This window comes from Pantoea sp. 1.19 (genome assembly GCF_001922585.1).
Lineage (GTDB): Bacteria > Pseudomonadota > Gammaproteobacteria > Enterobacterales > Enterobacteriaceae > 1-19.
Genome location: NZ_MRBS01000004.1, coordinates 209175 through 234313, shown reverse-complemented (window position 1 = coordinate 234313; position 25139 = coordinate 209175). Strand labels below are relative to the sequence as shown.

The 25139-nt window shown below is 61.2% G+C and carries 22 protein-coding genes and 1 riboswitch; of the genes, 16 read left to right on the top strand and 6 right to left on the bottom strand.

Annotation, left to right across the window (positions count from 1 at the left end; genetic code table 11):
* Positions 1 to 17 precede the first annotated feature (17 nt).
* Positions 18 to 2366, bottom strand: coding sequence for a DNA polymerase II (gene polB, locus BS626_RS10250; RefSeq protein ID WP_075182295.1), 2349 nt, complete (start codon positions 2364 to 2366; stop codon positions 18 to 20).
* Positions 2367 to 2519: 153 nt separating this feature from the next.
* Here polB and BS626_RS10245 point away from each other — a divergent pair, with 153 nt between their 5' ends.
* Complete coding sequence (locus BS626_RS10245; RefSeq protein ID WP_075182294.1) at positions 2520 to 3287, top strand: DedA family protein; 768 nt, start codon at positions 2520 to 2522, stop codon at positions 3285 to 3287.
* Here BS626_RS10245 and thiQ read toward each other — a convergent pair.
* The 4 genes from thiQ to sgrR all read right to left on the bottom strand — a co-directional run bounded on the left by thiQ (position 3274) and on the right by sgrR (position 8627).
* Entirely contained in the window at positions 3274 to 3975 is a 702-nt protein-coding gene (thiQ, locus tag BS626_RS10240; RefSeq protein ID WP_075182293.1) for a thiamine ABC transporter ATP-binding protein ThiQ, read from the bottom strand. The two genes, BS626_RS10245 and thiQ, sit on opposite strands and share 14 nt — an antisense overlap.
* Positions 3962 to 5569 carry a thiamine/thiamine pyrophosphate ABC transporter permease ThiP gene (gene thiP, locus BS626_RS10235; protein ID WP_075182393.1) on the bottom strand — a complete coding sequence of 536 codons (1608 nt, stop codon included), beginning with the start codon at positions 5567 to 5569 and terminating at the stop codon, positions 3962 to 3964. Before thiP ends, thiQ begins: the two co-directional genes overlap by 14 nt.
* Positions 5545 to 6531, bottom strand: a complete 987-nt coding sequence (gene thiB / locus BS626_RS10230) for a thiamine ABC transporter substrate binding subunit (protein WP_075182292.1) — start codon at positions 6529 to 6531, stop codon at positions 5545 to 5547. The genes thiP and thiB overlap by 25 nt, the downstream gene beginning before the upstream one ends.
* Before the next feature lie 42 nt (positions 6532 to 6573).
* Positions 6574 to 6673, bottom strand: a riboswitch (TPP riboswitch).
* 244 nt (positions 6674 to 6917) lie between these two features.
* Positions 6918 to 8627 (bottom strand): HTH-type transcriptional regulator SgrR, encoded by a 1710-nt coding sequence (gene sgrR, locus BS626_RS10225; RefSeq protein WP_075182291.1) that lies wholly within the window; start codon positions 8625 to 8627, stop codon positions 6918 to 6920.
* A 259-nt stretch (positions 8628 to 8886) separates the two neighbouring features.
* Between sgrR and BS626_RS10220 the strand changes: the two genes are divergently transcribed.
* The gene (locus BS626_RS10220) at positions 8887 to 10104 is read left to right on the top strand and encodes an MFS transporter (RefSeq protein ID WP_075182290.1); all 1218 of its coding nucleotides are present in this window, start codon (positions 8887 to 8889) and stop codon (positions 10102 to 10104) included.
* Positions 10105 to 10170: 66 nt separating this feature from the next.
* On the opposite strand, the gene metK is transcribed toward BS626_RS10220, so the two are convergent.
* The gene (gene metK / locus BS626_RS10215; RefSeq protein WP_075182289.1) at positions 10171 to 11325 is read right to left on the bottom strand and encodes a methionine adenosyltransferase; all 1155 of its coding nucleotides are present in this window, start codon (positions 11323 to 11325) and stop codon (positions 10171 to 10173) included.
* Between the two features lie 766 nt (positions 11326 to 12091).
* Between metK and speA the strand changes: the two genes are divergently transcribed.
* The 14 genes from speA to BS626_RS10145 all read left to right on the top strand — a co-directional run bounded on the left by speA (position 12092) and on the right by BS626_RS10145 (position 25133).
* Positions 12092 to 14068, top strand: coding sequence for a biosynthetic arginine decarboxylase (gene speA, locus BS626_RS10210; protein ID WP_075182288.1), 1977 nt, complete (start codon positions 12092 to 12094; stop codon positions 14066 to 14068).
* A 124-nt stretch (positions 14069 to 14192) separates the two neighbouring features.
* Entirely contained in the window at positions 14193 to 15113 is a 921-nt protein-coding gene (speB, locus tag BS626_RS10205; RefSeq protein WP_075182287.1) for an agmatinase, read from the top strand.
* A gap of 464 nt (positions 15114 to 15577) precedes the next feature.
* Positions 15578 to 15901 (top strand): non-heme iron oxygenase ferredoxin subunit, encoded by a 324-nt coding sequence (locus BS626_RS10200; RefSeq protein WP_075182392.1) that lies wholly within the window; start codon positions 15578 to 15580, stop codon positions 15899 to 15901.
* Positions 15898 to 16206, top strand: coding sequence for a recombinase-like helix-turn-helix domain-containing protein (locus tag BS626_RS10195; RefSeq protein WP_075182286.1), 309 nt, complete (start codon positions 15898 to 15900; stop codon positions 16204 to 16206). The genes BS626_RS10200 and BS626_RS10195 overlap by 4 nt, the downstream gene beginning before the upstream one ends.
* Before the next feature lie 14 nt (positions 16207 to 16220).
* Positions 16221 to 17255, top strand: a complete 1035-nt coding sequence (locus tag BS626_RS10190) for an aromatic ring-hydroxylating dioxygenase subunit alpha (protein WP_075182285.1) — start codon at positions 16221 to 16223, stop codon at positions 17253 to 17255.
* Positions 17252 to 18001 carry an SDR family oxidoreductase gene (locus tag BS626_RS10185; protein ID WP_075182284.1) on the top strand — a complete coding sequence of 250 codons (750 nt, stop codon included), beginning with the start codon at positions 17252 to 17254 and terminating at the stop codon, positions 17999 to 18001. The genes BS626_RS10190 and BS626_RS10185 overlap by 4 nt, the downstream gene beginning before the upstream one ends.
* 14 nt (positions 18002 to 18015) lie before the next feature.
* A complete protein-coding gene (locus tag BS626_RS10180) occupies positions 18016 to 18804 on the top strand; it encodes an IclR family transcriptional regulator (RefSeq protein ID WP_075182283.1) in 789 nt (262 codons plus the stop codon).
* Positions 18805 to 18825: 21 nt separating this feature from the next.
* A complete protein-coding gene (locus BS626_RS10175) occupies positions 18826 to 19752 on the top strand; it encodes a VOC family protein (RefSeq protein WP_075182282.1) in 927 nt (308 codons plus the stop codon).
* Positions 19752 to 20951 (top strand): NAD(P)/FAD-dependent oxidoreductase, encoded by a 1200-nt coding sequence (locus BS626_RS10170; RefSeq protein ID WP_075182281.1) that lies wholly within the window; start codon positions 19752 to 19754, stop codon positions 20949 to 20951. Before BS626_RS10175 ends, BS626_RS10170 begins: the two co-directional genes overlap by 1 nt.
* Positions 20952 to 20977: 26 nt before the next feature.
* Entirely contained in the window at positions 20978 to 22237 is a 1260-nt protein-coding gene (locus BS626_RS10165) for an MFS transporter (RefSeq protein WP_075182280.1), read from the top strand.
* 11 nt (positions 22238 to 22248) lie between these two features.
* Complete coding sequence (locus tag BS626_RS10160) at positions 22249 to 22770, top strand: cupin domain-containing protein (RefSeq protein WP_075182279.1); 522 nt, start codon at positions 22249 to 22251, stop codon at positions 22768 to 22770.
* Positions 22771 to 22779: 9 nt separating this feature from the next.
* The gene (locus BS626_RS10155; protein ID WP_075182278.1) at positions 22780 to 23562 is read left to right on the top strand and encodes an alpha/beta fold hydrolase; all 783 of its coding nucleotides are present in this window, start codon (positions 22780 to 22782) and stop codon (positions 23560 to 23562) included.
* Positions 23546 to 24340: an SDR family oxidoreductase gene (locus tag BS626_RS10150; protein ID WP_075182277.1), complete on the top strand. Its 795-nt coding sequence runs from the start codon at positions 23546 to 23548 to the stop codon at positions 24338 to 24340. The genes BS626_RS10155 and BS626_RS10150 overlap by 17 nt, the downstream gene beginning before the upstream one ends.
* Before the next feature lie 10 nt (positions 24341 to 24350).
* On the top strand, positions 24351 to 25133 hold the full coding sequence (locus BS626_RS10145) for an aspartate dehydrogenase (RefSeq protein WP_075182276.1): 783 nt from the start codon (positions 24351 to 24353) through the stop codon (positions 25131 to 25133).
* Positions 25134 to 25139 lie beyond the last annotated feature (6 nt).

Below are 25139 nucleotides of genomic sequence, written 5' to 3'. Positions count from 1 at the left end.
GGCGCGTTCGTCACCTGTCAAAACAGCCCCAGCTGTCCGGTGATCAGTGTAGCAAAATCGTCGCCGACGAACGGCAGGATCCCCTCGGCCACCGGCTGCAGCTGGCGGATCAGATAGTGATCATAATCCAGCGGTGAGACGCGGCATTCCAGCGGTTCCGGCCCGGAAGTGGCCATCACGTAGCGTATTTTACCGCCTTTCTGGTAGCGCAGCGGGCGCCCCTGTTTGCGGTGCTGCTCATCGGCTAACCGCGCGGCCCGCACGTGCGGCGGCACGTTACGTTCATAATCGTCGAGCGGCCGGCGCAGCCGTTTGCTGTATACCAGCTGCGCGTCCAGCGCGCCGGACATCAGTTGGTCCACCGTCTCCAGAATAAACTCCCGGTACGGCTGGCCTTTAAAAATGCGCAAATACAGCGCCTGCTGGAACTGCTGCGCCAGCGGCGTCCAGTCGGTGCGCACGGTCTCCAGCCCCTTAAATACCATGCGCTCCCCCTGCCCATCGCGGATCAGCCCGGCGTAACGTTTCTTGCTACCGGTTTCGGCACCGCGAATGGTGGGCATCAGAAAGCGGTGGTAGTGGCTTTCATACTCCAGCTCCAGCGCGCTCTCCAGCTGCAGGGTGGAATGCAGGCGATCGCGCCACCACTGGTTGATGTGGCTCACCAGCCGCTGGCCGATAGCGGTCGCGTCGGCTTCGCTGTGCGCCTGCTTCAGCCAGACAAAGGTCGAGTCGGTATCGCCGTAAATCACATCGAAGCCCTGCGCTTCAATCAGCGCGCGGGTCTGCTGCATAATCTCATGGCCGCGCAGGGTAATTGAGGAGGCGAGCCGCGAATCAAAAAAACGGCAGGCGCTGGTGCCGAGCACGCCGTAAAAAGCGTTCATGATGATCTTCAGCGCCTGCGACAGCGGGGCATTTCCCTGCCGTTTGGCGCGCTCCCGCCCTTGCCAAATCTGTTCAACGATCGCCGGCAGACAGTGCTGCTGGCGCGAGAAGCGCGCGCCGCGAAAGCCGGGGATGGCATCGACCTCCCGCTCGCCAACCACCAGCCCGACCGGATCGATCAGAAAGGTGCGAATAATTGAGGGGTACAGACTTTTAAAATCGAGCACCAGTACTGAATCATACAGCCCGGGGCGCGAGTCCATGACGTAGCCGCCGGGGCTGGCCTGCGGGGCCACGTCGCCAAGGTTGGGCGCAACGAAGCCGCGGCGATGCATGCGCGGAATGTACAGGTGGCCAAAAGCGGCCACCGAGCCGCCGTGGCGATCCACCGCCAGGCCGTTCACGCTGGCGCGCTCAAGCAGAAACGGCATCAGTTCGGTATGATGAAAAATCCGCGTTACCAGTTCGCAGTCTTTCAGGTTATAGCGCGCCAGCGCCGGTTTGTCTTCGGCGAAGCGACGATCAATCTCCCCCATGCGCTGCCAGGGATTATCGATAGCTTTTCCCTCGCCCAGCAGTTCGCGCGAGACCGCCTCCAGGCTGAAGGAGTCAAACTGCCAGAAGGCCGATTTTAACGCCTCAATACCGTCGATAATCAGTCGCCCGGCCATCTGGGCAAAAAAGACCCCGGGCTTGAAGCCGTGCTCGCGCCACTCGAGCGGCGCCTGACGGCGGCCCAGGCGCAGCGGGATCCGATAGCGATCGGCGCTCTTTTGCAGCACCCGTAAATCAAACTGCACCAGATTCCAGCCAATCACCACGTCGGGATCGTAGTGGGCAAACCACTGATTAAGCCGCTCCAGCAGCTGCGGGCGGCTGTCGACATACTCGAGGGTAAAATCCAGCGCGCTGTTGTCACCGTTAGCCGGGCCCAGCATGTAGACAATGCGGCAGCCACAGCCCTCAAGGCCAATCGAATAGAGTTCGCCGTGGCGGGTGGTTTCAATATCCAGTGATACCCATTTCAGGGTGGGGCGGTAATCGGGGTGGGGCTTCAGTCGGGCGTTCAGCGTATCGTCGCCCTGCGTTTCCCCCTCAAACCACACCGGCGCGGTGATAAATCGCTCCATCAGGTAGCGCTCCGGTGGGCGGATGTCTGCCTCGTACAGGGTCACGCCGCCGTCGCGCAGCCGCCGCTCCAGTCGCTGCAGCTGTCGCTGCTGCGTGCAGTACAGTCCCAGCACCGGCCGCTGACGAAAATCGCGCAGCGCCAGCGGCGTCAGTCGCCAGCCGCGCTCCGCCGCCAGCAGACCTTCGGCCTGCGCGCGCTGTTCGGCGGGCAGGAAAGCCACCGACTCCTGCGGCGGCAGCACCACGCGCTGCGGGCCGGCGTCGGTCGCCAGCCACAGGCTGATTTCAGTGCCGGCCGGCGTATCGCGCCAGTGGCGTGTCAGGAGGTAACCAGGTTGTGCGGGCATCTGCTCAGTATATCATGTTTATTTATACAGGGTGAGCGGCGACCAGCCCCGCGCCGCGGGCGCAATCCAGACGTTTCCATACAATTACGGCCTTGACGCTGTTAACTACTCCCGTAACAATTCCTCTTCTTTTTTAACCGGCGGCGGAGTGAGATGGAACAGTGGCTGGAACACCTTATTGCGCAGTCCACGGGCTGGGCGCTGCTGGCGGTTGCGCTGGTGGCCTTGTTAGAATCACTGGCGCTGGTGGGGCTGCTGCTGCCCGGCACGGTGATGATGGCTACCCTCGGCGCGCTGATTGGTAGCGGCCAGATGGGGCTTTACCCGGCGTGGGGCGTCGGGATTATCGGCTGTCTGCTGGGCGACTGGATTTCGTTTTACATCGGCCGCAGGTTTAAAGGGCCGCTGCATCGCTGGTCATTTTTGCAAAAGCACCATGCGATGCTGCAGAAAACCGAGCACGCGCTGCATCAGCACAGCATGTTTACGATTATCGCCGGGCGCTTTGTCGGGCCGACGCGGCCGCTGATTCCGATGGTGGCCGGCATGCTGGAGCTGCCGCTGAAAAAATTCATTCCGCCGAATCTGATTGGCTGTCTGCTGTGGCCGCCGCTTTACTTCTTACCGGGCATTCTGGCCGGGGTGGCGATTGACGTGCCGCACGGTGCTCAAAGCGGGCTGTTTAAATGGCTGCTGCTGGCGGTGGCGCTGATCGTCTGGGCGGGCCTGTGGCTCGGCTGGCGCGGCGTGCGCGGCGCAAAGCGGCGCGACTGGGCCAGCAGCTGGCTGCCGACGGCCCGGCTGAAGTGGCTGGCGCCGCTCGGCGTGACCGCGGCGATCGGCAGCCTGGTGGCTATTCAGTTCCATCCCATGATGCCGGTGTTTCGCCATTTGCTGTGGCAGGTGTTTATCGGACGCTGATCCCCAGCAGCGCCGCCGCCGGGGTCTCGCCGGCGAGCAGCGCGCGGGTGTCCCCCTGCCAGGCTATCGTTCCCTCCGCCACCAGCGCGCTGCGGCGCGCGATGCGCGCAGCGTCTTCCACGCTGTGCGACACCATCACCAGCGTCAGCTGCCGCTCGGCGCACACCTCATCCAGCAGCTGCAGCATCTCGCCGCGCAGCGCCGGATCCAGCGCCGAAAAGGGTTCGTCCAGCAGTAGCACCGGCTGCTGGCGCAGCAGACAGCGGGCCAGCGCGACGCGCTGACGCTGACCGCCGGACAGGGCTCCCGGCAGCCGCGGCAGGCAATCCGTCAGTCCTACCCGTTCTGCGATTGCCGCCACCTCACGCTGCTGCGCGGCGCTGAGGCGCAGCGCCGGATCTAACCCGAGCCCCATATTTTGCGCCACCGTCAGGTGGGTGAACAGATTGTTTTCCTGGAACAGCATTGACACCCCGCGGCGGGCGGGGGGGGCGCCGGTGACCTGCTGGCCGTTAATCCACAGCTGGCCGGCGCGGGCGGGCAAAAAGCCGGCAATCAGGTTCAGCAGCGTGCTTTTGCCAGCGCCGCTCGGCCCGAGTACCGCCAGGCGTTCGCCAGCGTTGAGCCGCAGCGAAAAACGCATCGGCCGGTGGTGATAGTGCCAGGTCAGATTTTCAAGGTTCAGCATCGCGTCCCGCCAGTTTTTCCATCAGGGTGAACAGAGTCAGACAGAGCAGCAGCAGCAGCAGCGCGGTGACCGCGCCGTCCTGACTGCGGTAAGCGCCAAGCTGCTGATAGAGGTAGAACGGCAGCGTGCGAAAATCGGCATTGCCAAACAGCGCAATCGCGCCAAAATCGCCGATCGATAACACGCAGGCGAAGGCCAGCGCCTGCGCCAGCGGACGGCGCAGGGCGCGCAGCTCGATCAGCCGCAGCCGCGACCAGCCGCCAATGGCCAGGGAGAGGCAGAGGCGGTTATAGCGCGCCGCGCAATCGCGCATCGGCTGTTCCAGCACCTTCATGGCGTACGGGATCGCCAGCAGGGCGTTAGTAAACAGCACCACTCCGTCGGCGCGGGTTGGCAGGCCCACGGTGGCGTTAAGCAGGATGAAAAAACCGGTGGCCAGCACGATACCCGGCATTGCGAGGATCAGCATGCCGCTCAGGTCCAGCAGCTGGCCGGCAAAAGGGCGGTGGCGCAGGCGCAGTTCCCGGCTGCTCCACAGCAGCATCAGCGTCAGCATCACCGCCAGCAGGCCAGCACCGATAGCGATGCGCAGCGAGGTGAACACCGCTTGCCAGAGGGCCGGCGAAGCCAGTGCGCGGGCGGTGGCGGCATGCAGGCCATCAATCATCACCGCCAGCAGTGGCGGAATCAGCAGCAGCACGGCGGCGCCAATCAGCAGCGTATCCGCCACCCGTGACGCCGCGCTGCTGTCCTGCTGTCGCCAGCGGCTGAGCGGTGCGCTGCCGCTGGGGATGCTGCTGCTCAGCCGCTGACTGAGCAGCAGCAGCGTCAGGCAGCAGCCCATCTGCACCAGCGCCAGCAGCGCGGCGCGTCCGGGATCGTAGTCGTAGCTCAGCGCCTGGTAGATCGCCAGTTCCAGCGTGGTGGCCTGCGGTCCGCCGCCCAGCGCCAGCACCGCGGCAAAACTGGCAAAGCACAGCATGAAGATCAGTGCCGCCACCGGCAGCAGCTGGCGGCGCAGCCACGGCCACTCGAGCAGGCGAAAACGGGTCAGCGGCGCCATACCGAGCTGCGCGGCCAGCTGGCGCTGCTCACCGGGAATCTGCTCCAGCGTGTGCAGCAGCAGGCGGGTGGCCAGCGGCAGATTAAAAAAGACGTGGGCCAGCAGGATGCCGGCGAGGCCGTAGGGCGAAAAGCGATAGTCAATGCCGATGGTGCGACACAGCAGCGCCAGCCAGCCCTCGCGACCATAAATGCTGAGCAGGCCAAACACCGCCACCAGCACCGGCAGCACCAGCGTCATCGCGCACAGCCGCAGCAGCAGCGTCCGGCCGGGAAAGCGGCGGCGAAACAGCGCCCGGGCCAGCGCAATCGCCGGCAGGACTGACAGGAGCGTTGACAGCAGCGCCTGCCAGAGGGAAAAGCGCAGCACGTGCCAGAAATAGTCGTCCTGCCACAGGGCGGAGAGGCTGGCATCCGGCGCCGATGACCACAGGGCGCCAAGCGCCAGCAGCGCCACGCCGCACAGCAGCAGAGCGGCCAGCGCTCCCGGGATCAGCGTGCGCGACATCAGCGGCTCAGGGCGCGCTGCCAGCCGGCGATCCATGCGGAGCGCCGGGCGGCCACCTCGTCAGCGCTAAAAGCCAGCGTGTGCGCCGGTGTAACTAACGAATTAAAGCCCGCCGGCAGCGGCACTGCCGTCGCCGGATACATCCAGTTGCCGGTTGCGATGTACTGCTGAAACGCCGGAGTCAGCATAAACTGCAGAAAGCGCTGCGCCAACGCCGGCTGCTGGCTGGCGGCGAGGCGGGCGGCCACTTCTACCTGCAAATAGTGGCCTTCGCTGAAGTCGGCGGCGGCGTAGCTGGCGTTGTGCTCTTCCATTAGATGATAGGCGGGAGAGGTGGTGTAGCTGAGCACCAAATCGGCTTCTCCTTTTAAAAACAGGCCGTAGGCTTCGCTCCAGCCTTTGGTCACCGTGACGGTCTTTTTCGCCAGCTGCTGCCACGCCTGCGGCGCATCTTTACCGTACACTTGCTGCATCCACAGCAGCAGCCCCAGCCCCGGGGTGCTGGTGCGCGGATCCTGGTAGATCACCCGCCATTTTTCCGGGCTCTCCACCAGCTGCTTCAGGCTGGTCGGCGGATTTTTCAGCGTCTGCTTGTTGTACACAAAGGCAAACCAGCCGTAGTCATAGGGAATAAAGGTCGCATTTTGCCAGCCGCCGGGCACCGCCAGCGCGGCGGTGTCTACCCCGGCAGGGGCAAACAGGCCGGTTTTCTGCGCTGCGCTGACCAGATTGTTATCCAGCCCCAGCACCACGTCGGCCCGGCTGTGCTTGCCCTCCATACGCAGGCGGTTCAGCAGCGAGACGCCATCTTCCAGCGCGACAAACTGCAGCGTGCAGTCGCACTCTGCTTCAAACGCCTGTTTAACCTTCGGCCCGGGGCCCCAGTCGGCGGCGAATGAATCATAGGTATACACGGTGAGAGTCGGCTTTGCCGCCAGCGCGGAGGTGGCGAACAGCATCAGCAGGGGGAGTATGATTTTCAGCACTTTGCGTTCCTTAGGTAAGCAGGTTGCGCAAAGGATTTGAGTGGAAAGGGGCGGCTCAAATCCCTACGCCGGGATTAACCGGATCAGGTTCGACGGGTGTTTCTCAGCGCGCAGCCCGCTGCGCGCACCCCGTTGAGGTGGGCTGATTGTAATGACTTCGTCGCCGTTTAAAAAGAGGCAGTCGCGGACAAGAGTGCGCAACGGGGCGGCAAGCGATGATCCGGGCGCCGGCGGCATGGGCCTGCACTTCGCCGCGGTCTTCGGCGGTGGCGGTGTGGCTCCCGCACCACGGCTAAGCCGCACTTCTTCTGACGTCACCGCGGGTTCATCCTCCGAAGTGAAATGAGCGCCGACTGGACCGCGCGCGCTGCGGCGGCCTCCGGCGCTTAGCGGATACTCGTTCCGTTTTTGTCGCCGGGCAGCGCCGCCTGCTCTTCCGGCGGGGCAAACCACGCTGATTTAAAATCAAACCAGCCCAGCGTATTCATGCGCACGCCGCGCATGCTGCGCTCGCCTTCCAGCAGTAGCCAGTGGTGGAACAGCGGGTGCAGGCTGTCGCTGGCGACCAGCTGTTTACACCATTCGGCTATCGGCAGGCGCCCCTCGCGCCAGCGCGCCGCATCCGCCTGCCAGTCGATCGGCACGCAGTGCTGCAGCAGCGGTAGCTCATACAGCAGCGCAAACAGCGAAAACGCCAGCGGCAGCGTGAAGTTGGCGCTGCCCAGCCAGATATCACTCTCGGCCTCGCCGTTATGCCAGCAGGCATAATCCACCTCCCGGGTGCGCAGCGTGACGCCGTGCGCTGCCAGCAGCGGGGTCAGCACGTTGGCAATGCCGCGATGCTCGATATGATCGCCATACCAGGTAAGGGTCAGCTCAGTCAGACCGGCGGGTTGGGGGACCGGCGTCACGTCGCGCCGGTGGTGCCAGCGCGGCAGCAGCCCCCAGGCGGGAAACCAGTAACGCTGAAAGCCGGGATCCGCCAGATTCAGCAGGGCGATTGGGTTACAGAGATGGCTGATCCAGCGCCGCACGGCGGGATTGCCGCCGTGCGGCGAGCGCTGATCGAACAGCAGGAAGTAGCCGCCCTCCTCTAACCGGCTCTCTTCGGCGATCTCCGCCTGGCTCCCGGCCGGTCCCTGCAGGCGCACGCCGGCGTAAACCAGCTCTTCCGACAGATCCGGCAGCACCCAAATCGAGACGTCATCAATCAGCGCCCGATAGCCAAAGTAGTCGTCAAAAGCGGTGATTTTCAGCTGTGAGGCCTGATTGCGCTGTACGGCATAGGGGCCGGTTCCTACCGGCTGGCGGGCGAAATCGGGCAGCGACGGCCATTCGCGCGGTAATATCATCGCGCTGACGCTGCCCATCAGCCACGGCAGCCAGCTATCCGGCGCGCTGAGCTGGATATCCAGCGTCCAGGGGGCGGGCGAGGTCAGGGTCTGCAGATGGGAGAACAGCGGCTGCGTCCGCAGCCGCGCCAGTGAGGCGATGACGTCGGCCATTTCCAGCTCGCGGCCGTGGTGAAAACCGATCGCCGGCCGCAGATAGAAGCGCCAGTGGGTCGGTGAGATCGCCTGCCAGTGGTGGGCGATATCCGGCTCCAGTTCCCCGTTTTCCTCATTTATCCGCGTCAGGCTGCTGAAAATTTGTCGCGCCAGATGGGTTTCGGAGCGGCGCAGCGGCGAGCCGGGCAGCAGATTAAGCAGAGGGCGATAGTAGAGCACCCGCAGCCGGTGCCGCCCCTCGCGAAAGCTGCGGCCAAGATGCGAGAGCAGCATCTGGCGCACGCGGGTTTTGTCGCCGACCAGCTGCACCAGCTGATCGATGCTGTCCTGTTCCAGCAGCTCGTCGGCGCGCTGCTGCTGCAGGGCCAGCCCGTTGCGCAGAAAACACAGCGCGGAGCGGCGGCCACGACCGGCCGCCGGCTGCCACGTTAGCCAGCCTTCGGCCTGCATGGCATTGAGCAGGTTGCGCATATGGCGGCGCGAGCAGCAGAGCGCTCCGGCCAGGTCGCTGAGGGTGGTCTCCTGCGAGCGGCCCGCGCAGTGCTGCCACAGGCGGATAAACTGCTGCTGCAGTCGGGATGATGACATAAATGAGGAACTCCAGTTGAAAAATGGACCATTTTTCCTGCCTCATTTTAGGCCGATACTGGCGGTGGATGAAAGCGCGGGAGGCATTTCGACGAAATGGCGCGCTGACATCTGGCTGACACGTTAGTCAGCGATACTGAGTATGGGTGCTTTTACCCGCCAGCGGCGCCTGCCGCTGGCTTTTTTCATTGGAGTCGATAACCTTTACAGGCCACGCTGCGGCCGGATGTGGCCGTACCGACTCGCTCAGGGAGCCTTCATGATCGCCTGGTTTCACCGCTGTACCCTCAATCCCGTATTTGTCACCTTTATGCTGGTCGCGTTTATGACCGGCATCGCCGGTGCCCTGCAGGCGCCAACCCTGAGTCTGTTTTTAACCCGCGAGGTGGCGGTAAGGCCCTTCTGGGTTGGGCTGTTTTATACCGTCAATGCCGTGGCCGGCATCGTCATCAGCCTGCTGGTGGCGAAGCGCTCGGATAGCCGCGGCGACCGCCGCCGGCTGCTGTTGTTTTGCTGCGCCATGGCGGTGGCGAATGCGCTGCTGTTTGCCTGGAGCCGCGACTACCTGACGCTGGTGACGCTGGGCGTGCTGCTGTCGGCGCTGGCCAGCGTGGCGATGCCGCAGCTGTTTGCACTGGCGCGCGAATACGCCGACAGCAGCGGGCGAGAGGTGGTGATGTTCAGTTCAATCATGCGTGCGCAGCTCTCGTTGGCGTGGGTGATTGGCCCGCCGCTCTCCTTTGCGCTGGCGCTGAGTTATGGCTTTACCCTGATGTTCCTCGTTGCCGCCGGTCTGTTTGTGCTCTGCCTGCTGCTGATCGCCTTTGCGCTGCCCTCGGTGCCGCGCACCCTGCCGCCGCCGGGCGTCATCGTGGCGCAGGCCAGCGTCTGGCGTCATCGCGACGTGCGGATGCTGTTTTTCGCATCGGTGCTGATGTGGACGTGTAATACCATGTATATCATTGATATGCCGCTATATATCACCAGCGTTCTCGGGCTGCCGGAGGATCTGGCTGGCGCATTGATGGGCACCGCGGCGGGGCTGGAAATCCCGGTGATGATCCTGGCCGGCTGGCTGGTGAAGCGCTGCGGTAAGCGCGCCATCTCGCTCTTCGCCGTGAGCTGCGGCGCACTGTTTTATCTTGGACTGGTGCTGTTTCAGGGGCGTACGGCGCTGCTGCTGCTACAGCTGTTTAATGCGGTGTTTATCGGCATCATCGCCGGGATCGGAATGCTGTGGTTTCAGGATTTGATGCCGGGGCGGGCCGGTGCCGCCACGACGCTGTTTACCAACAGTATTTCTACCGGGATGATCCTTGCCGGCGTGGTGCAGGGAGGGCTGGCTGAAACCTTTGGCCACGCGGCGGTGTACTGGCTGGCGCTGCTGCTGGCGCTGGCGGCGCTGCTGCTGCTGCTGCGGGTACGGGAATCGACGCGGCGTGCGGATCCGCCTTCGACGGCGGCACGCGGTGGATAAACCGGCTGAGACAGGATGCAAAAAAGGGGCGACAGTGTCGCCCCGGCATTGACGGCCTGCGCCAGCTTACTTCAGGCCGGCGGCCTCGCGCAGCGCGGCGGCTTTGTCGGTCTTTTCCCACGGGAAGTGCTCGCGACCGAAGTGACCGTAGGCGGCGGTCTCTTTGTAGATCGGGTGCAGCAGGTCCAGCATCTGGATCAGACCGTAGGGGCGCAGATCGAAGAATTCGCGCACCAGCAGGGTCAGCTGCTCGGTAGCGACTTTTTCGGTGCCGAAGGTTTCCACCATGATTGAGGTCGGCTCGGCTACGCCGATGGCGTAGGAAACCTGAATTTCACAGCGGTCAGCCAGGCCAGCGGCCACGATGTTTTTTGCCACGTAGCGCGCGGCATACGCGGCAGAGCGGTCAACCTTGGACGGATCTTTACCGGAGAACGCACCGCCGCCGTGGCGTGCCATGCCGCCGTAGGTATCGACAATGATTTTACGTCCGGTCAGGCCGCAGTCGCCCATCGGTCCGCCAATCACAAAGCGACCGGTGGGGTTGATGTGGTACTTGGTGTTGGCGTTGATCCACTCGGTTGGCAGCACCGGCTTGATGATCTCTTCCATCACGGCTTCCTGCAGCGCTTTCTGTCCGATCTCTTCGGCGTGCTGGGTGGAGAGCACCACGGCGTCGATGCCAACGATATTGCCATTGTCATACTGGAAGGTTATCTGGCTTTTTGCGTCCGGCCGCAGCCACGGCAGGGTGCCATTTTTACGCACTTCGGACTGGCGCTGCACCAGACGGTGCGCGTAGGTCACCGGCGCCGGCATCAGCACGTCCGTTTCATTGGTGGCATAGCCGAACATCAGGCCCTGGTCGCCCGCGCCCTGCTCGAGCGGATCGGTGCGGTCCACGCCCTGGTTAATATCCGGTGACTGTTTGCCAATGGCGCTCAGTACGGCACAGGAGTTGGCGTCAAAGCCCATATCAGAATGGACATAGCCGATGTCGCGCACGGTCTGACGGGTGATCTCTTCGATATCTACCCAGGCGCTGGTGGTGATTTCACCGCCAACCAGCACCATGCCGGTTTTCACGTAGGTCTCACAGGCGACGCGCGCCTTCGGATCCTGCGCAAGAATGGCATCCAGTACCGCATCAGAAATCTGATCGGCGATTTTATCAGGATGTCCCTCTGAAACGGACTCGGAGGTAAACAGGTGTTTAGCCATGGTAATCTTTACCTTTATAGATTCGGGTGTAAGGACAACTGCGCAAGCGTTGGACAGGGCAACCGTGCCGCTGAACGCCCCCTCAGGCAAAGCCGTGAGCAGCACTGCAATGTGACACCTCTAAGCGAAGCCGCTTAGAAGTTAACCAGTATAGATGGATTAACATCTGGACGGCCATTTTAGGTTAGTCATTCAGCGGATTGCCACCCTTTTTTTTCGCTGGCGCATCATTGGATCCGCGCATCTGGCAATAATTCCTGACAGGAGGCAGATTTTCGCGATTTTGATTTTGCATTTTGCCCCGTCGGGAGGTATAAAACGCCGCTGCTTTTTCTACAGTGATTCACGTCGGGCAATCGGCCACGACGCGCCATCCTCAGCCCCATCAATCACGCGACCGGCCGTTGTGTGTGGAGGTGATAAACGTAATGAATCAGGATGTGTTTGCCAACCTGCGCCGCTGCCCCTTTCGGTGCTTCTCGCTGTTTCCCCGATACTGTTTCTGTCACGCTGACCCCGCTGGTTCGGATTGGTCGCGATCCTGACGCGCGCGCTGGCTGAGCCGGCTGCTTGCGGCGCTGGCGCGCATGCGTGATGAGCGAAGCCGTCCGGCGTGTTTTACACTTAAAGAGTGATTGTGCGTCCCGCCAGCGACGTGGCCAGCCGTTTATGCTGAGACGTCGCCTGCGGGGCGGCTTGTTCCCGCAACAGCGAACTGCGATAGTAGTTAACTCTGTTGCACCGATAGCGAAAGATGAGGTTCGTGATGTCTGACGACATGAAGACAATTAAGGGTTCGTTAGCCGGCGAACAGGGTGAGTTGCGATCCATGCAAGAGGTCGCCGTTAACAGCCAGGACGCCAGCCGCATGCTGCGTACCTACAATATCGCCTGGTGGGGCAATAACTACTACGACGTTAATGAACTCGGCCACATCAGCGTGTGCCCGGACCCGGATATGCCGGAAGTGCGCGTCGATTTGGCGAAGCTGGTTAAAGAGCGCGAGGCCGACGGCCAGCGCCTGCCGGCGCTGTTCTGTTTTCCGCAGATCCTGCAGCACCGCCTGCGCTCTATTAACGCCGCGTTCAAGCGCGCGCGCGAATCCTATGGCTATCAGGGCGACTACTTCCTCGTTTATCCGATCAAGGTTAACCAGCATAAGCGGGTGATTGAATCGCTGGTTAACTCCGGCGAGCCGCTGGGGTTAGAGGCCGGCTCGAAGGCCGAACTGATGGCGGTGCTGGCCCACGCCGGCATGACGCGGACGGTGATTGTCTGTAACGGCTACAAAGATCGCGAATACATTCGCCTGGCGCTGATCGGCGAGAAGCTCGGGCACAAGGTCTATCTGGTACTGGAAAAGATGACCGAAGTGAAGCTGGTGCTGGAAGAGGCAGAACGGCTGAACGTGGTCCCGCGGCTGGGTATCCGTGCGCGTTTGGCGTCGCAGGGCTCCGGTAAATGGCAGTCCAGCGGCGGAGAAAAATCGAAGTTTGGGCTTTCCGCCACCCAGGTGCTGCAGCTGGTCGACATTATGCGCAATGCCGGGCGGCTGGACAGCCTGCAGCTGCTGCACTTCCACCTGGGCTCGCAGATGGCCAACATCCGCGATATCGCTACTGGCGTTCGCGAGTCGGCGCGTTTTTACGTTGAGCTGGCGAAGCTGGGGGTCAATATCCAGTGTTTCGACGTCGGCGGCGGCCTCGGGGTGGATTATGAAGGCACCCGCTCGCAGTCCGATTGCTCGGTGAACTACGGCCTGAATGAGTACGCTAATAACGTCATCTGGGCAATTGGCGATGCCTGTGAAGAGCATGGCCTGCCGCATCCGACGGTGATAACCGAATCGGGGCGGGCGGTCACCGCTCACCACACGGTGCTGGTATCGAACATTATCGGCGTGGAACGCAATGAATTTAGCGTGCCAAATCCGCCGCAGGAGCCGGCACCGCGTCCGCTGCAAAGCCTGTGGGACACCTGGCAGGAGATGCACGAGCCCAACACCCGCCGTTCGCTGCGCGAGTGGCTGCACGACAGTCAAATGGATCTGTTTGATATCCATACCGGCTATTCCGCCGGGACTTACGATCTCGGCCAGCGCGCCTGGGCCGAGCAGCTCTATCTGAGCATTTGCAACTATATTCAGCAGCACCTCGATCCGAGCAACCGCGCTCACCGGCCGATCATCGATGAGCTGCAGGAACGCATGGCCGATAAGCTGTACGTTAACTTCTCGCTGTTCCAGTCGATGCCGGATGCGTGGGGGATTGATCAGCTGTTCCCGGTGCTGCCGCTGGAAGGGCTGGATAAGCCACCGGAACGCCGCGCGGTGCTGCTGGATATCACCTGTGACTCTGACGGAACCATCGATCATTACGTCGATGGCGACGGCATTGCCACCACCCTGCCGATGCCGCAGTACGACGTTGATAATCCGCCGATGTTGGGCTTCTTTATGGTCGGCGCCTATCAGGAGATCCTTGGCAACATGCATAACCTGTTTGGCGATACCGAAGCGGTGGACGTGTTTGCTTTCCCGGACGGCAGCGTGGAAGTCCAGCTGTCGGATGAGGGGGATACCGTGGCCGATATGCTGGAGTACGTGCAGTTGGATCCGCAGCAGCTGCTCACGCTGTTCCGCAATCAGGTCAAGCAAACCGATCTCGACGACGATCTGCGCGCGCAGTTCCTGCATGAGTTTGAAACCGGGCTGTACGGCTACACCTACCTCGAAGATGAGTAAGCCGTGACCGGCCGGCAACGGTAAGTCAATCGACTCCCTTTCCCGTCGGGCTGACGGGGGAGGGATTTTTTTTGGCGTGACGAACACTGCGTATTCCAATGCCGCAGTGCAATGAGGACATTTTATGTATAACACTTTGAACCATGAGTACGACAACTCTCTGGTCTCTAACGCTTTTGGCTTTCTGCGTTTTCCGCTGCACTTTACTCCGTGGGAGAGCGACGCCGAGTGGGTGATCACTGGCGTGCCGTTTGACGCCGCCACTTCTGGCCGTCCCGGCAGCCGCCTCGGTCCGGGCGCCATCCGACAAGTCTCCACCCACCTGGCGTGGGAAGGCTGCCGCTATCCGTGGTCGTTTGACCTGCGCGAGCGCCTGAAGGTAGTGGACGGTGGCGATCTGGTGTACGCCTTTGGTGATTCACAGGATCTGACCGACCGGCTGCAGGCGCACGCGGAAAAGCTGCTGGCCAGCGGCAAACGGATGCTGACTTTTGGCGGCGACCATTACATCACGCTGCCGCTGCTGCGCGCCCACGCCAAACATTTTGGCAAAATGGCGCTGGTGCACTTTGATGCCCATACCGACACCTACTCCAACGGCGCGACCTTCGACCACGGCACCATGTTCCACCATGCGCCGCAGGAGGGGCTAATTGATCCGCAGCATTCAGTGCAGATCGGTATCCGCACCGAATTTGATCCGAGCCTTGGCTATCAGGTGCTGGATGCGGGGCAGGTCAACGATCGCAGCGTCGACGATATTCTGGCGCAGGTGAAGCAGACCGTTGGCGATCTGCCGGTCTATCTGACCTTTGATATCGACTGCCTCGATCCGGCGCACGCGCCGGGTACCGGTACGCCGGTGTGCGGCGGGCTGACCAGCGACAAAGCGCTGAAGCTGGTGCGCGGTCTGCAGGGGCTGAACATTGTCGGCATGGATCTGGTGGAAGTGGCGCCGGGGTACGACCAGTCGGATCTGACCGCGCTGGCGGCGGCCACGCTGGCGCTGGACATGCTGCACGTGCAGGCCGTTAACAAAGGCTGATGATAAAGCGGAGAGCGAATCGCTCTCCGCTTTTTCCCCGTCGTGCGGCGTGAAATACGCGACTATTTATTGCGGAAATTATTTAATTAATGGCGCAAACTTTCATTAGTAAAACATTCTAAACAATATTTTATTTAATGCATTTTTTGGTTGTCGTTGCGCCTGATGCGGTTAAAAATAACAGAGCGCTCCCCCGTTTACCGGTTTAAATATTCTCGCCATCTCAAACTCCACCTTTTTTAATGTCCTTTATTTCATTTTTTCGTGATCCTTTGCACAATTAATTAATCTCTTCGCCATTTATGACGCTGCGGTTAAAAAAGTCGCTTGACGGTTTTTTTGATGCTCTTATATTAGAAAAACCAGATAAGAAACATAGTTTTAAATATGAAACTTTCCCCGTTGCCGGTAATGCGCGTTGTGATTTATTGCCGCGTATGGGGACCATTACGCCGGAGGCGAAAATGAGCTGGAGCAAGGTGTGTGACATTTCTCAGGTAAAAGAAGATGTTCCATACGCTGCCACTGTGGAAGGTAAAAAAATCGGCATATACCGACTGCAGGAGGAGTATTACGCGCTGGAAGATATTTGTCCGCATGCTTACGCCTTATTAAGTCAGGGGTTTGTTGAAGATGGCAAGGTAGAGTGTCCCCTGCATGAGGCGATATTCGATCTGCGTTCGGGACGCTGTTTACACGGTCCCGGCGGACGTGATTTGACACGTTATCCGCTGCGGATTCGGGATAACCAGATAGAAATTACGCTGATCAAGGAGAACGGATCGTGAATATCATTGATGACCTCAATCCCTGTTTACCCGAGAGCTGGCAGTTTCAACCGCCCCGCGAGGGAGGAAACGGTTCGATTCATCAGCCGGGACAATATCCAAATATCATCTGGCAAAGTCGCAGTCGATTGCCTACGGCCTGGGAAACGTCGCTGATTGCATCGCTGGAAATCCTGTTTGAGCAGGGCATCGATGAATTGCCCACGCTGGTTGAGGCGCTGAACCAGCAGCGCAGCTTCGATAGCCGCGGTCTTCCATGGACCACCGCCAGTTTTCAGGCCTTTCTGCAGGTTAATGGCCACTAAGGGAGAATGTGATCATGACAGACAGCGTTCAGGCTTATCTCGACACGGGATTGCGAGACTTGTGGTATCCGGTGCTTGCCAGCTGGGAAGTGCATTCCGCGCCGGTGGGGATCACCCGCCTTTCACAGCAAATCGTGCTGTGGCGCGATGACAAAGGCCACGTGCATGCGCTGGAGGATCGTTGTCCACATCGCGGTGCAAGGCTGTCGATGGGGTGGAATCTCGGCGAGCGTATCGCCTGCTGGTATCACGGCGTGGCGGTGAACGGCGCGGGTCAGGTGGAAGAGGTTCCGGCCGTCGACAACTGTCCGCTGGTCGGGCAGAAATGTGTCCGCCACTATCCCGTAAAAGAGACGCAGGGAGCGATTTTCCTCTGGTTTGGCGTCCAGCCTGACGATCCTCCGGGCGAGCTCCGTTTTCCGCAGGAGTTGGAGGACGAGACGCAATACAGCCAATTTCTCTGTACCGCCGCCTGGCAGTGCAATTATCAGTATGCACTGGAAAACGTGATGGATCCTATGCACGGTACTTACCTCCACTCCTCGTCGCACTCCATGGCAGAAGGCGATCGCCAGGCGGATATGTCACTGCATCCTACCGACGACGGTTTCATTTTCCAGAAAGATGGACAGCAAGGCGTCAATTTTGACTGGGTCGAGTTTGGTGATACCGGTGCGCAGTGGATGCGGCTCTCTATTCCGTACAAACGGCGTTTTGGACCCGGTGGCCACTTTTGGATCGTGGGCATGGTAGTACCGGAGGATGAAAATCACTGCCGGGTCTTCTTTTGGCGGATACGTCGGGTCAGCGGTTGGCAGCGGGATATGTGGCGCTTTATGTACCGTCATCGGCTGGAAAAACTGCACTGGGACGTACTGGAACAGGATCGCATCGTGCTGGAATCGCTGGCACCCAATGCCCGTCAGCATGAGTTCCTCTATCAGCACGATGTTGGGCTGTCGCGCCTGCGGCGCGTGATGCAAAAAATGGCCCGGGCGCAGATAGATCGCCTGACCGCGTGCAACACTGCGCAGAGCCTGACGCCATGACATCGCTGCTGGTGGGCAAGCGCATTGTGGTTACCGGGGCAGCACGAGGGTTGGGACTGCAGTTTACGCGTGATATTGCGGCTGCCGGGGCGCAGGTGGTGATGTGTGACATGCTTGAAACGCCGCTGCGGCAGCAGGCCGAAACGTTGCGGCGGACCGGAGCGATCGTCGAGACCAGGGTGTTCGATCTTGCCAGCGAAGCCTCCATTGACGCGGCGTTCGCCGCGATTGCCGAAGGCGGTGCGGTGGATGGCCTGGTCAACAACGCAGCGCTGGCCACCGGGGTCGGAGGGAAAAACATGCTGGAGCACGACGTTGCGCTGTGGGATCGCGTGATGCAGGTTAACGTTCGCGGTACCTGGCTGGTGTCCCGGGCTGCCGTTCCGCTGCTACCGCCGGGGGGAAAAATCGTTAATGTCGCCTCCGATACGGCGCTGTGGGGGGCACCGAACCTGATGGCTTACGTTGCCAGTAAAGGAGCGGTCATCGCGATGACCCGCGCGATGGCCCGCGAGCTCGGCGAGCGAGGTATCTGCGTCAACGCTATCGCCCCGGGACTCACCCGGGTGGAAGCCACGGCATCGGTGCCTGCGGCGCGTCATCAGCTGTATGAACAGGGACGGGCGCTGCAGGGGGCGCAGCATCCACAAGATGTGAGTGGCAGCGTGCTCTGGCTGCTGTCGTCGATGGCCGATATGGTGACTGGCCAGCTGCTACCGGTTAATGGTGGCTTCGTTTTCCACTGAGTGTTGGAGGCGTGATGTCAGAACAATCAGGCTGCCGCTACAGGATCCCCGGGTTGGAGCGTGGGCTACAGATGCTGCTGCTGCTGGGCGAGCAGCAGCGTGAAATGACGTTTTCTGAGTTGCATCGGCTGGTGGATATTCCTAAAGCTACGGCATACCGGGTCGTCCAGACGCTCGAGTATCTCGGTTTTTTGCAGCGGAATCCGCGGACCAATACGTTTTCCCTGGGCATGAAGGTGCTACGCCTCGGTTTTGAATACATGGCTTCGCTGGATGTGGCGCAGGTAGGGCAACCGGTGATCGAGCAGCTACGCGACCGCAGCCACTGCAGTAGCCATCTGGCGATTCGCGATGGGCAGGATCTGATTTATGTGGCCCGGGTCAGCGCCGCCGGATCGCAGATCAATCAGGTCAGTATTGGTACCCGACTGCCACTGCACTGTACTTCACTGGGCCGCATGCTGCTGAGCGGCCTTTGCCGCGGCGAGTTTGAGCAGGTCTATCCGGAAGCCCGTTTGCCGGGCCACTCCCCCGGACCGGTGACCGATCGCGAGTCGCTGTGGCAGATGGTGCAGCAGGATCGCGCTCGTGGCTACGTAATTGGCGAGTCTTTCTATCGTCACGGGATCTCCTCCATCGTGTATCCCATCGTCGAGCGTCGCGGCAAGGTGATCGCGGTCGTGAGCATCATGGTTCCGCAGGAGCACATTCCCGTCCGCGAGCGATCCCCGTTGCAGCTGCTGGTGGCAGAGGCGGCAGAAAAAATTTCAGGATTTTTAGGCCACTCCGCGCGTGCGGGTTGACCAGTAACCCGGAGAAAGAAGATGAGTATCATCGGCATTGAACGACTGGAATTTGGCGTGGCGGCGTTGGATCGCTGCACCCGGTTTATGACCGATTTTGGACTGCGTCCTTTGGCTGGAGAGGATCATCAGTTTACGACGCTCAGCGGCGCGCAGGTGGCGCTCTATCCGCTGGATAGCCCGGCCCTGCCTGCGGCCTTTGAGCCCGGTTCGACTCTGCGGCGGATGACCTGGGGCGTGGCGGACACGGCCGCACTGCGTGCCGTCATCGCGCGTATGCGCAGCCAGCCTGGTTTTGCTGAGGATGCCGACGGGGCGTCATGTCGCGATCCCAATGGGATGACGCTGCGCGTGCGGGTGACGCAGCAGCAGGCGCCCCGCGATCTGCAGGTTACGCCGATTAACCAGTGGGGGGATATGCAGCGCGTCGATACCCCCAGTCCGGTGTACGAGCGCGCCAGCCCCATCAATATCGGGCACGTGGTGTTTTTTGTCGAAGCGCTGGCCGCCACTGAGCGTTTCTATCGTGACGTGATGGGATTTGAAGTGTCCGATCGCTACGTGGATCGAGCGGTTTTTTTGCGGGCCGGTAAGCGTGGTGGCCACCATAATTTGTTTCTGCTGCAGCTGCCGCAAAAAAAGCCCGGGCTGAATCACGTTGCCTTTACCGTGCGCGACATTCATGAAGTGATAGGCGGCGGCATTGCCATGAACCGCGCCCGCTGGAGCACCTTTATCGGGCCGGGACGCCATCCCATTTCTTCAGCCTATTTTTGGTATGTTAACAGCCCGACCGGCGGAGCATTTGAGTACTACACCAACGAAGATTACCTGACAGAAAACTGGCAGCCGCGCGAGCTGGCGCATTCGCTCACCTCATTTACTGAATGGGCCGTTGAGGGCGGTATTGACTATGACACGCGTCGCCAACGGAAGGAGGAGGCCTGATGCAAGCGGGTATTGTCATTATCGGAGGAGGGCAGGCGGGCGGCTGGGCGACTAAAACGCTGCGCGATCGCGGTTATGCTGGCCGGATCAGCGTGATTGCCGAAGAACCCCATGATTTTTATGAGCGGCCCCCCCTGTCCAAAAGCGTGCTGACCTCACCGGACGTGGCGCTAAGCCGATTGTTTAGCGAAGCGACGCAGCAGACACTCAATGTCTGCTGGTATCGCCCGCAGCGGGCTGAGTCAATCTTGCCCGCCACCAAACAGGTCAGGCTAAGCAGCGGGGAAGTGCTGACATACGACAAATTGCTGATCGCCACCGGCAGCCGTCCGCGTTGGCCCTCTGCCGAATGGCAGGCGCACCCGCGCGTACATACGCTGCGCAGCTGGCAGGATGCGCTAACCCTGCGCGATGCTTTTAGCGGCTGCCGCCGGCTGGCCATCGTTGGCGGCGGCTGGATTGGCCTCGAAATTGCCGCTTCGGCGCGCAGTAAAGGCATTGCGGTGAGCGTATTTGAACGGCAGCAGGCGCTTTGCCAGCGCAGCGTCTCTGCCGGCGTATCAGCGGTGCTGGCACAGCTGCATCGCGATCGCGGGGTGGATATTCAGCTTGGCTGCGGGGAGATAGTGCTGGGTAAGGCGCAGGATCGCGTCGATATCCGCTGTAATAACGGCAGCGTGCAGACATTTGATCACCTGATTGTTGGCATTGGCGTTGACCTTAATACGGCGCTGGCGCGGGAGGCCGGGCTGACCGTGCGGCAGGGGATCGTGGTCAATGGTAAGGGACAAACCAGCGATCCCGATATCTATGCCGCAGGCGACGTGGCGCTGCATCCGCAGACGGGTCTCAGCCTGCAATCCTGGGCCTTTGCGCAGAATCAGGCTATCGCAACGGCCTGCGCCATGCTGGATGACCAGGCGGCGGATTATCAGGATCTTCCCTGGCTGTGGTCGGATCAATATCAGCACCATATCCAGATCCTCGGTACGCCACCGGCCGGCGGGCTTCAGGTGTCGCGCTGTGAGGGGGACAAACAGCTGTGGTTTACCCTGGACGATCGACAGCGTCTGGCGCAGCTGGTGGCGTTTAACGATCCCCGGACCATCAAACTGGCGAAACGCTGGATGCAGTCTGGCAGGCCGCTGGATGCGGCACAGCTCGCTGATCCTGACTTTTCACTGATGACGTTGCGCTAAACCACGCGACCCGAGAGGGAACACCCATGAGTAGCCTCGATCATAACGCTGCTGCCTCACCGGCGGGCAGTGCGGGATTCTGCACCGCTGCAAACCCGGTTAAATGGCATATCCCATTGATTTTACTAGCCTGCGTGCTGCTGGCCTTCTTTGATAAAATCAGTATTGCGGCGCTGTTTTCCGATAGCCATTTTCAGCAGTCAATGGGCATGCACTTTGATACGACCCGCCTGGGGCTGCTGATGAGCGCTTTTCTGCTGAGCTACGGTTTTTCATCCATTTTTCTCAGCGCGCTGGGCGATCGCATTCAGCCCCCGCGGCTGTTACTGGGCATGATGCTGAGCTGGTGTGTCTTAATGACCCTCATGGGGTTAACTCGCGATTACGGTGTGATGCTCGCGCTGCGGGTGCTGCTGGGAATTGCCGAAGGACCGCTGTTTCCGCTGGCGTTTACCATCGTACGCCAGCATTTCCCGCAACACCTCCAGGCGCGCGCCACCATGTTGTGGCTGTTAGGGACGCCATTGGGGGCCGCACTGGGGTTTCCGCTGTCGCTGTTTATCCTCTCCCGGTTTGGCTGGCAGTTTACCTTTTTCTTCATGGCGCTACTGACGCTGCCCCTGCTGCTGCTGGTTCAGATCAGCTTTCGTCATCTTCGCCATCGTTTGCCGATCGGGCCTTCGGCTACCCAGAACTATCCGAGCCGCGGTGCGGCGCGGCGCGCGCTGTGGCGCAATCGCCATTTCTGGCTGATTTGCCTGTTTAACATCGCCTTTCTGACTTATCTGTGGGGCATCAACGGCTGGCTGCCCAGCTATCTGATTGAAGGGAAGGGTATCGATCTCAGGCATGCCGGCTGGCTGGCCTCAATGCCGTTTGTCGGCATGTTGCTGGGGGAGGTGCTGGGGGCCTGGCTTGCCGACCGCAGCGATCGCCGCGCGCTTACGTGTTTTATCTCAATGGCCGGTGCGGGGCTTGGCCTGCTGGCGGTACTCCATTTGCAGGCAAGCTGGCAGGTGGTGCTCTGTTTCAGCGCCAGCGCATTTTTGTGGGGGGCCGGTGCCCCTAACGTATTTGCCCTGCTGGCAAAGGCGACACCCGCGCGGGTTAGCGCCACGGCTGGAGGAGTCTTTAACGGCGTAGGCAACTTCGCCGGGGCGCTGGCGCCGCTGGTGATGGGCGCGCTGATCGCGTTCACCGGTGAGATGAATACCGGCCTGATTTTTCTGGTGGTCATGGCGACGCTCGGTTGTCTGCTGCTGCTGCCGATCCTGAAACGTTACTGAGGAGATACACCATGTCTGAGATGACGAACCTGGCGCACAAGCCGCAACACCTGTCGATGGCCGAGTGGATTGAATCGCGAATTGCGCGTTTTGAAGGGCGTAAATATGACTGGAACGCGCTGAAGTTTCAGGCAGATTTCGATCCGAAATACCGCCGGGCCCAGATGCGCTATATCGGTACCGGCGCCACCGGCGTGAGCAGCGATGCTAACACCGTCCCCGCTGAACATTTCACGTTCTCTACCATGGTGCTGCCGGCAAAGTGCGAAGGACCACTGCACCTGCACGATGACGTCGAAGAGGTCTTCTTTATGCTGAAAGGCAGCATCACCCTGAGCATCCGTGATGGGGATAACACCTTTGAAACCGTCCTGCGCGAGCGTGATTTGATTTCGGTGCCTGCCGGTATCTATCGCGGCTTGTTTAATCATGGCGAAGAAGAGGCGCTGATGTGCGTCATGCTGGGGAATAAAAAACCCAATATTCCGACCTATCCGGCGGATCACCCGCTATCCAACGTTAAGCGTCGTTAAGGGGAGAGCATGGTGTACTGGCGAGAAGCAGGTAGCGGCGAGCCCGTTGTTTTACTGCATGGCATCAGTTCCGGAAGCCGCTCCTGGCATAAACAGCTGAACTCCGCCTTGCTGCAACAGCGCTTTCGCCTGCTGGCCTGGGATGCCCCCGGATACGGAGAGAGCAGCGCGCTTGACGGAGATGCCAGCCAGGCAGAGAGCTGGGCGGCGGCGCTGTTAACGCTGTTTGACCGCGCCGGGTTAGCCGGTGCCACGCTGGTCGGCCATTCACTGGGGGCGATTGTCGCCAGCTGTTTTGCCGCGCGTTATCCCGCGCGCGTCAGCCGGTTGCTGTTGGTCGATCCCGCTCAGGGCTATGGGGGGCAATCCGCCGGGCGCCGGGAGCAGGTCAGGCAGCAGCGCACAGCGCAGCGCGCCGCGGGCTTTCCGCGCATGGCCGAGCTGCGTGCGGCGCATCTGCTCCGTCCCGGCGCCAGCGTTGAGGATATCGCGACCGTAACAGCCAGCATGCTGGCCCTGCGTGATGAGGGTTATCGCGATGCGACGGCGTTACTGATAAATGAGGATATCCACCGCTGGTTATCCGCCTGCCCTCAGCCGGGAGCCGTGTGGTGTGGCGCCATGGATACCATCACCCCGCCCGCACAGTGCCAGCGGCTGGCACAGCGCTGGGGACGGAATTTTCACCGGCTGCCGCATGCCGGCCATGCCTGCTATCTCGATCGGCCGGCCGACTTCAATCAGCGTCTGCTGACGCTACATCAGGGGAGAGAAAATGGATCTCAAGATTAAAGATCGCGTGGCGGTCGTTACCGGTGGCTCATCCGGTATCGGTTTTGAAACGCTGCGCCTGCTGCTGGCGGAAGGCGCGAAAGTGGCTTTCTGCGGGCGCGATGCCGGTCGACTGGCTGGCGCCAGCGAAACGCTACGGCAGGCGTTCCCCGGGGCCGTCATGCTGGCGCAGCCGTGCGATGTGTTGATACCCGACCAGGTCAAAGCGTTTGCCGCCGTGGTGGAGGCGGAGCTGGGGGGCGTTGATATGCTGATTAATAACGCCGGACAAGGCTACGTCGCTGATTTTGCCGCGACGCCGCGTGAGGCCTGGCTGCATGAGGCTGAACTGAAGCTGTTTGGTGTGATTAATCCGGTGCAGGCATTTGAAAATCAGCTGATGCGCTCACCGATAGCCTCCATCACCTGTGTCAATTCGCTGCTGGCGAAGCAACCGGAAGCGCACATGATAGCCACCTCGGCAGCCCGCGCCGCGCTGCTGAATATGACCCTCACGTTGTCGAAGGAGATGATTGACAAAGGCATTCGCGTCAACTCCATCCTGCTCGGTATGGTCGAGTCCGGGCAGTGGCGTCGACGCTACGCCGAACGCCGCGATCGCGAACAGGACTGGGAGGCCTGGAGTCAGCATCTGGCCGCCCGGCGCGGCATTCCAATGCGGCGAATGGGGCATCCACAAGAAGCCGCGCAGGCACTGCTCTTTCTCGCGTCGCCGCTGGCTTCCTTTACGACCGGTGCGGCGCTCGATGTATCGGGCGGTTTCGCCCGACAATGCTGAGGAGAACGCTGTGAAAACCGTGATGTTAATTGGCTATGGCGCGATGGCGCATGACGTACTGGCTCGCCTGCCGGAGGGGGTGAGCGTGCGCTGGATTGTGGCGCGCGAAGCGCACCACGCCGCGATCCTTCAGCAGGGTGCCGGCACCATTGTGCCACTCACCACCCCGCAGGCCTGCATGGAGCGGCCCGACCTGGTATTGGAGTGCGCCAGCCAGCAGGCGGTGGCGGAGTATGGTCCGGCGATCCTGCAACGCGGCTGGCGGCTGGCGCTGATCTCCACGGGGGCGCTGGCCGATGCGGCACTGGAAGCGCGGCTTAACGTCGCGGCGGCAGAGGGCGGGGGGCAGCTGACGTTGCTGTCCGGTGCCATCGCCGGGCTGGACGGCCTGCAGGCGGCGCGCGTCGCCGGTCTGGAGCGGGTCACCTATCAGGCGCGTAAAAGCCCGGCGAGCTGGCGCGGTAGCGAAGCCGAGCGGCGGATTGATCTGGCCAGCGTCAGCCATCCCCGGTGCTTTTTTGAAGGCAGCGCACGCGAGGCGGCAACGCGCTTCCCTGCCAATGCAAACGTGGCGGCCACGCTGGCGCTGGCCGGTATCGGGCTGGATAAGACTCGCGTTGAGCTGTGGGTAGATCCCGGGATCGCCCGGAATGTCCACCGCATCAACGCGACAGGGCCGTTTGGTGACATGCAGCTGGAGATTCGCGGCTATCCGCTGGAAAGTAATGCAAAAACATCCATGCTGGCGGCGCTCAGCGCGGTCAGCGCCTGCCAACAGCTGCTTCAATACTGAGGAGAG